The sequence below is a fragment of the Mycoplasma leonicaptivi ATCC 49890 genome (assembly GCF_000622205.1).
Lineage (GTDB): Bacteria > Bacillota_I > Bacilli_A > Mycoplasmatales > Metamycoplasmataceae > Mycoplasmopsis > Mycoplasmopsis leonicaptivi.
The window spans coordinates 1-10,508 of record NZ_JHWE01000032.1; the positions used below are offsets into that span (position 1 = coordinate 1).

The following is a 10,508-nucleotide window of genomic DNA, read 5'->3' on the forward strand; positions in this document are numbered from 1 at the left end:
TCAGTGTACTTTGGTATAACAAATCAACTACAAAAATGAGATAAAATAACTCCTAACTGAGGTCAAATATTAAGTCAATTATTAATAATTTTTAAAGAAAAATAAACATTTTATTACAAAGTTTTTTGTCTTACTTTTTTTCAAAAAAGTAAGGTCTCCCTTGATTGCAATCAAGGGACGGAAGGGTTAAAAACAACAAAAACCAAACAAAACAAAAAGCGGAAAATTAAGTTTCCGCATTTTTGCTTTTTGTTTGGTTTTTTGTTATAATTAGACCAGATTTGTGTTTTGCTATCGCAATTCTCTTATTATCAAAAAATAAGTTTATGAGAATTTACACAAAATATCGTACAGTCCCTTTGTTTTTCATTTTATTCCTTTCTTTTTATTTTTTTAAATTATAAAAGATTAATAAAAAAAGTGTGTAAAAAATATTTTATATTGAATTTTAATAAATATTAAATTTTTTACTTAAAAAGATTTTTATTTCTCAAATTCAAAAAATATCTTCTCCTTTCATTTAAGTATTTTCGAGGTATAACACTATAATTATTATTTAGTAAATCTAAAAGTTTTGACTGATTAATTTTTTCTTCATTTAGTATTATTATTTTTCCGTTTGTATCATCGTAAGTAAAATATTCTTTATCAAAAATTGTGTGTAAATTAGAATCTAAATTAAGATAATTATTTTCATCAGAAATATAATTAAATAATTCTTTTATTCTTTTATTTTCAATATCAAAAGAATTTTCAATTATTTCTTGAATAATTTTATTTTTTATATTACTTACACTGTAAATATGTGCATTTTCTTTCAAAACAAGAGAAGTAAATTCAAAAATATCTTCTTTTTTATTTTTAATATTTTTAGCAAATTCTCTTCTTTTTTGAGCAATTTTATTATTTATCTTTTGAATATCAACAATTTGTTTAATAAAATTAACAATTAATTTTCCTGTATGATTATCATTATTTTGATTTAGTTTTTTAATGAATTTTACTAGCTTTTTAATATTTTCATTTTTAGAATTAGCAATTGAATTAAAATAGTTTTCATATTTTATTTCTTGATAAATTAAATCTGATCAATAATCTTTAAATGAATAATTTTTTTCTTCGAATATAGAGTAGTTTTTAAAAAATATTGCAAAATTTTTATCAATTATGTTTTGTGGATCTTTTGCAATAATAGGAGCTTTTTTACTATTAGAAAGTTCACCAGAAGGATTTGAACCAGAGAAAAGTGAGTCAACATTTTTTATAGTACTTTTATATTCATTTTCTAAATAATCATTAATGATTTTTAGTCTACCAACATCATTAATATGAACTATCTTATTTTTTGTAGAATTTGACCTTACTATTTGTTCTAAATTAAGTTTTGTAAACAATTCATCTCTTCTTTTAAAACTACTATTTTTTGAATCCAATCAACTTTCTGTTGTTGCTAAATCTATTCAACACTCAGATATAATAATTCTATAAGCTATAAGGACAAAAATTCTTGAATCATAAATAAATTCTATTTTTCCAATAAATTTCGATTTATTATAATTCTTGTTAAAGCTTCTTGATTTAATTTCAAAACTATATTTTCTTAAATAATTAATATTTTTTGGTTCTAAATGCATTTTAAAATTTCTTCGAATAAAACTTGTAAAACTTCAACAGATATAGAATTACCACAAGTAAAAATCATTTTAGAATTACTCACTAACTTGGATTCTTTTACTTTTAATGCATCTTTTTCGTAAAAACCCATATATTTGTATGATTCTATTTCATTAATTTCGCGTATCGAATTAGTCTTTTCAAAATAAAATTTAATTCTTGAATTAGCTCCAGAAGCAGTAAGTGTTGGTCCATAACCCTTCGGTAAGTATAAGTAGTTTTCAGAGTTAAAATTTGTATGATTTAATAATAATGCTTTATTAATATTTGACTTTGTTGTTTTAAAATCTGTTCTTTGTTTATTTAGTAAATAATTTAAATTTTTATAATTTTTGTTATATTTTTCATCTATAATTTCTTCTAATGTTTTAATTTCAGAAAATTTTTCAGGTCAAACAAAATCTTTTTTAGGATTTAAGATTGAAACCATAAAAAGTCTTTCTCTGTTTTGTGCCGAACCATAATCAGATGCATTTAATATTTTTCAACAAGATGTATAACCTAAATTATTTAAAAATGAAATTCAATCATTTAAAGCGTTTAAAAATTTAGAACTTCCTAATGCCTTTACATTTTCAAGTAATAAAACTTTTGGTAAAGATTGAATTGAATTTTCTAATAATCTTTGTACTTCAAATAATAAACCACTTCTTGAACCCTTTACTATACCTCTCTGTTTACCTTGTTGAGAAAGATCTTGACAAGGAAATGAATAAGTAAATATATCTATGTCTTTTGGTAATTTGTATACACTTTTTATATCACTATAATAAACCCTCTCTCTCTCTCTCTCTCTCTCCATCTTATTAGTAAGAATAAAATTTTTAAAATATGGAAAAAGGGATCTGATTCTTTCTTCTTTCATTCTTTCAAAATATGTTTTTGAAACTTTATTTTTACTATCTGAACTAAGTGTTAATCTTGACATTTTATCCCTAATTATTTCTATACTTGTTTTGTCATCAGGTTTTAATATTTTGTTATGTATTATTTCATAAGATATAATAGCGTCAATATATCATTCAATAAAACCAAGACTTTGTACTTTAAAATTAAGTTTTTTTTCAATATTTTTAAGAGCTCTATATTGTGAACCGATGCCTGAAAAAGCTTCAAAAATTTTAATATTTTTCATTTAATTATTTTATCGTAAAAGAATTATTTTATTTATTTTAATTTTAAGTATTCATAAATTAAAAAATAATAGGTAATTAAAAAACCACGAGCAAGTTTCAACTTGCTCGTGGTTTTTTGTCCCATCTGATAAAATATAGTAATAGTCAAAAACGAAAGGACAATTGAATTATATATGATAAATTTAAATCACCAAAATAAAAAATTATGGTATAATATAGAAAGTTGTAGGAGTATAGTTCAACGGTAGAACAACGGGCTTCAACCCCGTGTGTTATGGGTTCGAATCCTGTTACTCCTGCCATTTTTTTATATTCTTTTTTTAAATAATAGTAAAATATTTAATATGAAAAAATACAAGTTTGGTTTTATTGGTACTGGTGCATATGGAAGTGCTCTTGCAAATGTTTTATTAGATAATCGTACTGACGTTATTATGTATGGAATAAACGAATCAGAAATAAATGATATAAATTATAATAAAAGAAATTCTAAATATTTCGGTAATGCTAAATTTAGTATTAAATCAAGTATATTAGCGACAAATGATTTAGATTTTGTAGTTAATAATTCAGAAATACTTGTTTTAGCAATACCATCAAATGCACTAAAATCTGTTTTACTATCTATTTCTAAAATTTTAGGTAATAAAAAAATAAGTATATTAAATTTATCAAAAGGCATAGAGTCTCAAACAAATTTATTTTTTAGTCAATTTATAAAAGAAAATTTTGCTAAAAATTTGAATTACTTAGCAACGATTTTAGGACCTTCATTTGCTAATGAAGTCTTTTATAAACAAACAACAATTATTAATATTGTTTCTGATGATGGATTATTTGCAAGAGAAGTAAAAAGTTTTTTTAATAATGAATATTTTCGCCTTGAATATAATAAAAATGTTATAGGTTGTGAAATTTTTAGTGCCTTAAAGAATGTTTTGGCAATTGGTATGGGGATTGCTGCATATAATTCAGATAGCAAAAATAAGATTGCTTCATTAGTAACAAAAGGTTATCAAGAAATAATTGAAATATACAAAGAATATACAAAAGAAGATAATATAGATATTGCATATGAATATGGAGCAATAGGAGATATTATTCTAACTTGTACAAATTCTAATAGTAGAAATTTTAGTTTTGGACTGCTTATTAGTGAAAAAGGAATTGATCAAGCTTTAAAAGAAATAAACACAACCGTCGAAGGTTATGAAACAGCAAAAACTTTAGAAAAAATACTTTTAAAACAAAAGAACACAAAACACTTTTTTCAAAACATTATAGATATATTATTTAATAAAAAAAGTGTTAAAGAAATAACAGATTTTTTAAAAATACTGTAAAATTTTAATTAATTTATTTTAATTATAAAAATATTGTTAAGTAGGAGTTAAAAATGATTAAACACGAAATAAATAAAGATAAATCAAGTTGTACCGTTTTTACAAAAATTAAAACAGAAGAATTTAAAAATTTAACAGATGAAAAACAAAATGAATTAGCTAAAAAAGTTAAAGTACCAGGATATAGACCTGGTAAAGCTCCATTAGAAAAAAGATTACAATATGTTAATACCTTAGATGCAATTAATAAAGTTATTAATGATATTGTTAATAAAAACTTTAATGATTTTATTAAATATATTGAAAAAAATAATTTACCAATTTATTTTAAAGACTACACTGTTTATTTTGATAACGCAAACAAAAAAGAAACACTTATCGGTTTAGAATTTGCGATTTTACCAGAATTTAATAAAGTTGATTTTAAAAAGATTAAAGCAACATTTAAAATGCCAAAATTAACAGAAAAAGATGTTGAAGAAGAAGTTGAAAAATTTAAAGAAAATTTAGCAATTGACAAAGAAATAAAAGATGAAAAAGTTAAAACAGAAAATGGTGATCTTGTAAATATTGACTTTAAAGGATTTATTAACAATGAAGCGTTTGAAGGTGGGGAAGCACAAGGTTACGATTTAAAACTTGGTTCAAATACATTCATTCCTGGATTCGAAGATCAACTTATTGGTAAAAAATTAGGTTATAGTGGTGATGTTGTAGTAACTTTCCCTGAATCATATTTTGTTGAAGAATATAGAAATAAAGAAGCAGTATTCCAAGTAAAAATTAACAAAATTACACGTAAAGAAAAACCAGAATTAAATAATGAATTAATATCAAAACTTGGAATTAGTAATGTTTCAAATTTTGAGGAATTAAAAGCTTTAATTTCTAAAGTAAAAGAAAAAGAGATTGTTTTCAATGCTTACAAAAAATTTGAAGATGAATTAATTGAAGAAATATTAAATATTGAAAAACCTGTTTTAAGCGATCTTGTAATTAAATCAAGTTATGAAAAACATAAAAAAGATTTCTACAACTCATTAAAAGAATACGGAATGAAAAAAACAGAATATTTACAATTAGTTAAAACATCAGAAGAAAAATTAGAAAAAGAATTCAAAGATTTAGCAACAAAAGAAGTTTCTAAAAATCTTGCTGTTGAATTCATTATTAAAAGTGTTAATTTTAAAAAAGCAGAAGAAATGGAACAATCGTTATTTAATTCGTTATCAGAAGCAAACAGAAATGATGAATCGCTTAAAAATATTCGTTCATTATTAACACCATATTTAGTTTTAGAATTAGTTGAATCAAAAGCATTAAAAGGAATGGAAAAATTTATCAAACAGTTAATTTCTGTTAAATAAAAAAAACATTTTTATACAAATCATTTTATGATTTGTATATTTTATTTACTATAAAAGACCCTAAAAATAGTACTTTTTAATAAATTTTAATTTTTTATAAAAAAATAACTTTGTGTTATAATATAAAAGCAAAATTTAAAAAAGCAATAATTTTCAAAATTAACGTAGGAGGATGTATGAGACAAACTACAATTGTTAATACACAAGATGCAAATAAAAAATGATATGTTATAGACGCAGAAGGTCAAGTACTTGGTCGTTTATCAGCTTTTGTTGCTTCTGTTTTAAGAGGAAAAAACAAACCAACATTTACACCACATGCAGATATGGGTGACAATGTTATTGTTGTTAATGCTGCTAAAATTAAAATAACTGGTAAAAAAGAAGAACAAAAAATTTACTACTCACATTCTGGATATCCAGGTGGTTTAAAAAGTATAACTGCAGCTAAATTAAGAGTAAAAAGACCTACAGCACTAATTGAAAAAGCTGTAAGTGGAATGATTCCTCATACAAAACTAGGAAACAAACAACGTCGTAATTTATTTGTTTATGCAGGACCAGAACACAATCATGAAGCACAAAAACCAGAAAGATTAGAGGTTAAATAATGAGTAAAAATTTAGAATACCGTGGATTAGGGAGAAGAAAATCTTCTGTTGCTCGTGTTAAATTAACACCAGGAAAAGGTAAGTTTTTAATTAATAAACGTGATGCACGTGAATATTTAACTTCTGATATTTACTTAAAAGATGCTAATCAACCTTTAGTTTTAACAGAAACACAAGGAACATTTGATATTTCAGTTATTGTTTCTGGTGGTGGATTAAGTGGTCAAGCAGGAGCAATTAGACTAGGTATAGCAAGAGCTTTATTAGAAGCAAGTCAAGACTACCGTGCTGTTCTTAAATCTGCTGGAATGCTAACAAGAGATGCTCGTGCTAAAGAACGTAAAAAACCTGGTTTACGTGCAGCTCGTCGTGCAAGACAATTCTCAAAACGTTAATTTTATTAAATAATAAAGTTTGATTATTTTAACTTTATGTTATAATAATCTCGCTTATGCGAGCGTAGCTCAGCTGGTTAGAGCACACGACTGATAATCGTGAGGTCGATGGTTCGAGTCCATTCGTTCGCACCATATCAAAAATGATCGAAAAATCCTAAAAAGGATTTTTTTATTTTTTTATTTGGTTTTTAATTTTATATGTTATAATAATACAGCAATTAAGAAATGCCCAGGTGGCGGAATGGTAGACGCAAGGGACTTAAAATCCCTCGGTCGCAAGACCGTGCTGGTTCAAGTCCAGTCCTGGGCACCAAAATGTGCGTCCTTAGCTCAGCAGGTAGAGCAAATGGCTTTTAACCATTGGGTCAGAGGTTCGAATCCTCTAGGACGTACCATTTCATTAATTTGACCAAAAAGAAGTTAAAACTTCTTTTTTTTATTATTTTTATTTTATATAATATAAAATATGAATTCAAGAAAAGTACCTCAATATACAAGAAAAAGGATAAAAACTTCATTGTTAATAATGAGTTTTTTATACAAAATAAAAAAACCACATCAAAAAGTTTTAACACTAGTGTTTCTTGCTATGATAACATCTTTTTTTGGTGTTTTATTTTTACAAAATGTGGGTTTGTATGCATTAGGGATTGAAGGTATTAGTCAAGCACTTGGCAATTTACTTTATTATTTAACAAATAAATATTGAGTTTTTAATTTAGTTTTTTGAATTTTATTTTTTATAATGAATATTCCATTATTTATCCTGTCTTACTTTAAAATAAGCAAACCATTTACATATTGAAACATTTTATTTATTACATCATATTCATTATCAGGTTTTGTTTTTGCTTCAATTCCAGGGATTGAAAAAATCTTTGTATTTGCAAACCTTGATTCAAATATTTTTGAAGATTTTAGTTCGATAGAAAATAAATTTTATTTTTTAAGTGAACAAAATATAAAGGTTGTACTATGAAATAATCCAATTGATAACTTTAAACAAGTCTCTATCTTTTTATATGGAATTTCATCAGGTTTAATTCAAAGTTTTAGTATTGTTGCTACATTAATCATTGGGGGATCAACTGGCGGTTTTGATATTTATGGAATGTATGAAGCAAAAAATAAATCAAGAGACCTAGCAAGCATCTTTTTTATTTTAAATTTTATAACACTTATTATTTCTAATATGATTGGAACATATATACCTACATCCCTTTCAATTTCAGAATATTTAAATAAAACACAAGATTCTAGTAAAATCTTTTTATTAAATAATCCTTGAGGTTTTGATTTATTTTTCAACCCAAATTTTGTTTCATCAATTTTTTTAATTCTTTTAAATGCAGCATTTGTTAATTTAACATATCCAAAATATAAAGTTGTACAAATACAAGTTTATTGCGAGAAACCTTTAGAATTAATTGAAAATATTAATAATGAATCGCACAGAATTTATACCTTTTCAATACATCAAGTATTAGGAGGTTATACAAAGAAAAAACAATATATGATTACAACAAATACACAATATTTAGATGCTGTTGGTTTGTTTGAAGTAATAAAATCTATAAATGAGAATCTATTTATTTCTGTTATAGATATTAAAAAAGGTGATGGATATTTATTCATAGAGGAGTAACTATGATCAAAAATACTAAAAAATTTTTATTAAGTTTTATTATTGCATTAACATTTTTAAGTGGTTTATCTATACCACCTATTATTTATTTAATTAGAAGTGATATTAATAATAAAAAAATGACACCAAGCATTAAAAAATATTATTCAGATGAAAAAACTAATACAATTAGAATTGAAATGAATAAGAATAATAATATAAGATGAGATAAATTTACATCCATTTATATTTCATACGATAATAATCAGCAAATAAAAATAAAAGAGTTTGATAATAAAAAACTCACTTTAATTTTCGATAAATTTGACTTAAAAGAAAAACAAAAAATTTTCTTTATTAATGACTTGAATGAAAAATGAAGTATAGAATTAATGAGGACAAATGATAAAGATACCAAAATATAAAAAACTCTTTTTAAGTTTTTTTTCTTTACAATTATTTATCGCTCCTATAATAACTACTTCATGCATTTTTGATTCAAATGATAAAAAATTTCAAAAATTATTAGATCAAGAAAAAAAACATTTTGTTGAAATAAAACAAGAAAATAATCCTAATTTGAAATTTTTTATTCCTGTTTATAAAAATTTTATTGATAATTTCGAAAAAACATATAATGAATTATTTAATACTAGTTTGCAATTCGACTTAAAAGAAGGTCATGTTTTAGATCTTTTTGGTAAATTTGAACAAAGAGTTCAAGAAATTAATTTTATAGAAAATGAATTTAGAAAAATAAAAAATATTAATGATCCTGAAAAAGGAATAAAGTCTAACCACGCTATGGCATATTATATTATTATTGATGCACAAGGTGGTGTCGAATTTGTTGCAGCGGGTGAATTTACACGAGCAATTTCAAGATTGAATATAAATAAATTAAAATATCAAGCTAAATTGTACGAATTAATGCTTGAAGAATTTGATAAACTTAATGATGCGAATGAAAATTTTAGGGTGTTATTTAATATAAAAAATCATTTTAAAGATTTTTATCATTTAGATAATAATAATAATATAAATGAATTTACCTTGCTACATAATCATTTAGTAGATTTTTCTAATAATTTAGACAAATGAAAAGAAAGTTTAAATAAGGAAGCACAAGAAAAAGTACAAAATATTGAAGCTAAATATATGAAAAACAATATTGGATTAATTTTTTCTTTATTATCAGAAACTATAAGTAATTATGGACTCATTTTAAAAAAAGTTAATGAAACATATTATGAAACATTAAAATTTGTTCCCATACTAAATGATGAAAAATATAATTCATTAAAATTGCAAATAGACTATATTTATCTAGTTTCTGAAAACTTATGAAGAACAAATTTTAATGATGAGTTCTTACAAAATTTAAAAAAGATTGTCTTACAACCAAATTATGAATTATTTAGTAGTGATTTTACAAATTATATTCAAACAAATTTTATTGATAATCACAAAAACAATTATCATTTAAACGATTTTCATAATTATTTAAAAGAAATAAAAAAATATATAAAAAACAATGATATAACCAAAGATATAGATTTAATAATTGATAATTATGTAATGAAAAATAAGTCTTAAAAGACTTATTTTTCATTTTGAATCTGCTTGATTAATTCATCGATTTTTAAACCTGTTTTTGAAACCTGATCAAGTTCAAAAATCACTTTTGGAACCTTTCTTCAATCAAGCGATTTAGAAAGAATAGAACGTATAAAACCAGAAGCATTATTTAAGGCTATAATTCCTTTATTTTCATTTGAATCTATTGAAACAAAAACCTTAACAAAACTTAAATCAGAAGTTAATTTTACATCAATAATAGTAACGTTATTAATATTACTATTATTTATGTTTTCAAAAATAATTTTGGACAAAAGATTATGCAATACAGTTTCTTTTTTTCTTAAAGCTATTTCATTCATATATTTATTATAATATATAAAATTATTTTTATTTTTTATTTTATTTAGGAATTACGAAGAACATTAAAAAATTTTAAAATTTTTATATTTTTGTATGGATAAATAAACCATTTTTAAATTTTATTAAAAAAAGTAAAAAAAATTTTGTTTTTAAAAAAAAGCAATTATAATAGTAAAGCAATTAAAAAAAGTTCTTTGAAATCTAGATACACAAACATGACAGTCAATTTTTTCGAGAGTTTGATCCTGGCTCAGGATGAACGCTGGCTGTGTGCCTAATACATGCATGTCGAGCGGAGTTCTTTTAGAACTTAGCGGCGAATGGGTGAGTAACACGTACTTAACGTACTCTTTAGATTGGGACAACGATGAGAAATTATCGCTAATACCGGATACTTATATTTTTCGCATGAAA

At 23.6% G+C, this 10,508-nt stretch carries 10 protein-coding genes, 4 tRNA genes and 1 rRNA gene; 12 read left to right on the plus strand and 3 right to left on the minus strand.

The window, feature by feature from the left end; all coding sequences use genetic code 4:
• Window positions 1-467 precede the first annotated feature (467 nt).
• Window positions 468-1,634, minus strand: coding sequence for an MAG4270 family putative restriction endonuclease (locus BU00_RS0102255; RefSeq protein WP_027121318.1), 1,167 nt, complete (start codon window positions 1,632-1,634; stop codon window positions 468-470).
• Window positions 1,625-2,809, minus strand: a complete 1,185-nt coding sequence (gene dcm_N / locus BU00_RS04955) for a DNA (cytosine-5-)-methyltransferase N-terminal subunit (protein WP_084477545.1) — start codon at window positions 2,807-2,809, stop codon at window positions 1,625-1,627. The genes BU00_RS0102255 and dcm_N overlap by 10 nt, the downstream gene beginning before the upstream one ends.
• A 228-nt stretch (window positions 2,810-3,037) precedes the next feature.
• Between dcm_N and BU00_RS0102265 the strand changes: the two genes are divergently transcribed.
• The 11 genes from BU00_RS0102265 (at window position 3,038) to BU00_RS0102315 (ending at window position 9,749) form a co-directional block, all read left to right on the plus strand.
• Window positions 3,038-3,112 (plus strand) — tRNA-Trp (locus BU00_RS0102265).
• Window positions 3,113-3,154: 42 nt separating this feature from the next.
• Window positions 3,155-4,153, plus strand: coding sequence for an NAD(P)H-dependent glycerol-3-phosphate dehydrogenase (locus BU00_RS04960; RefSeq protein WP_027121320.1), 999 nt, complete (start codon window positions 3,155-3,157; stop codon window positions 4,151-4,153).
• A gap of 53 nt (window positions 4,154-4,206) precedes the next feature.
• Entirely contained in the window at window positions 4,207-5,520 is a 1,314-nt protein-coding gene (gene tig / locus BU00_RS0102275) for a trigger factor (RefSeq protein ID WP_027121321.1), read from the plus strand.
• 176 nt (window positions 5,521-5,696) lie between these two features.
• Window positions 5,697-6,131, plus strand: a complete 435-nt coding sequence (gene rplM, locus BU00_RS0102280; protein ID WP_027121322.1) for a 50S ribosomal protein L13 — start codon at window positions 5,697-5,699, stop codon at window positions 6,129-6,131.
• Window positions 6,131-6,526: a 30S ribosomal protein S9 gene (gene rpsI / locus BU00_RS0102285; protein ID WP_027121323.1), complete on the plus strand. Its 396-nt coding sequence runs from the start codon at window positions 6,131-6,133 to the stop codon at window positions 6,524-6,526. Before rplM ends, rpsI begins: the two co-directional genes overlap by 1 nt.
• A gap of 58 nt (window positions 6,527-6,584) precedes the next feature.
• Window positions 6,585-6,661: transfer RNA gene (locus BU00_RS0102290), tRNA-Ile, on the plus strand.
• A 95-nt stretch (window positions 6,662-6,756) separates the two neighbouring features.
• Window positions 6,757-6,842 (plus strand) — tRNA-Leu (locus BU00_RS0102295).
• A 6-nt stretch (window positions 6,843-6,848) separates the two neighbouring features.
• Window positions 6,849-6,924 (plus strand) — tRNA-Lys (locus tag BU00_RS0102300).
• Between the two features lie 71 nt (window positions 6,925-6,995).
• Window positions 6,996-8,174: a YitT family protein gene (locus BU00_RS0102305; RefSeq protein WP_027121324.1), complete on the plus strand. Its 1,179-nt coding sequence runs from the start codon at window positions 6,996-6,998 to the stop codon at window positions 8,172-8,174.
• 2 nt (window positions 8,175-8,176) lie between these two features.
• Window positions 8,177-8,578 (plus strand): hypothetical protein, encoded by a 402-nt coding sequence (locus BU00_RS0102310; protein ID WP_027121325.1) that lies wholly within the window; start codon window positions 8,177-8,179, stop codon window positions 8,576-8,578.
• Window positions 8,556-9,749: a hypothetical protein gene (locus BU00_RS0102315; protein WP_027121326.1), complete on the plus strand. Its 1,194-nt coding sequence runs from the start codon at window positions 8,556-8,558 to the stop codon at window positions 9,747-9,749. Before BU00_RS0102310 ends, BU00_RS0102315 begins: the two co-directional genes overlap by 23 nt.
• 5 nt (window positions 9,750-9,754) lie before the next feature.
• Here the strand turns inward: BU00_RS0102315 and rbfA are convergent, their stop codons facing one another.
• Complete coding sequence (gene rbfA / locus BU00_RS0102320) at window positions 9,755-10,093, minus strand: 30S ribosome-binding factor RbfA (RefSeq protein WP_027121327.1); 339 nt, start codon at window positions 10,091-10,093, stop codon at window positions 9,755-9,757.
• A gap of 228 nt (window positions 10,094-10,321) precedes the next feature.
• On the opposite strand from rbfA, the gene BU00_RS0102325 reads away from it, so the two are divergent.
• A 16S ribosomal RNA gene (locus BU00_RS0102325) occupies window positions 10,322-10,508 on the plus strand; the annotation flags it as partial.